Genomic DNA, 565 nt, shown 5'->3' on the forward strand with positions numbered 1-565 from the left:
ATGCCGGCGGCATGATCGGCCATCCGTTCCAGGTCGCTGATGATGTTCATGGCGGCCACGATGAAGCGCAGGTCGGTCGCCATCGGCTGCTGAGTGGCAATCAGGCGGATGCATTGCTCTTCGATGGCGAAGCGCAGGTCGTTGATCTTGGCGTCGTCGGCTACGACGCGGCGGGCCAATTCCAGGTCTCGCTCTTCTAAGGACTGCATGCCGAGAGCAATGGCCGTGTCGAGCATGGCGCCCATGCGCAGCAGATTGTCCTGCAGAGCGCGCAGCTCCTGGTCAAAGTGTGTGCGAGTTGAGGCGGCCATGAAAATCTCCTCATCCATCTACGCGCAACGGCAGCAGCCTGCCGTCGGCGGCTGTCTCGACTTGGGCAAAGACTTCGATTTGCCCAACGAGCGGTGTGGTGCGCAACCGCTCCCGCAATAATGTCTCGATGTGCGTCAGCCCGGCCGACTGTGTCAGGCGCAACTGCACTCGCACAGGCCGGCTCGCGCCGCGATGCAGGGTATCCGTGTTTGTTCGGTTTGTCGGGGTTGACGGTTCTGCGGTGTATGGCGAC

Annotated in this window: 2 protein-coding genes; both read right to left on the minus strand. The window is 61.9% G+C overall.

What is annotated here, in order from left to right:
• Nucleotides 1–329 (minus strand): phosphate transport system regulatory protein PhoU (locus tag NZ585_15070; GenBank protein MCS7081350.1); only part of this gene is annotated, 329 nt, incomplete at its 3' end.
• A partial coding sequence (locus NZ585_15075; protein ID MCS7081351.1) for a hypothetical protein occupies nt 322–565 on the minus strand: 244 nt, incomplete at its 5' end. The genes NZ585_15075 and NZ585_15070, both read right to left, overlap by 8 nt.

This window comes from Chloracidobacterium sp., assembly GCA_025057975.1.
Classification (GTDB): Bacteria; Acidobacteriota; Blastocatellia; order Chloracidobacteriales; family Chloracidobacteriaceae; genus Chloracidobacterium.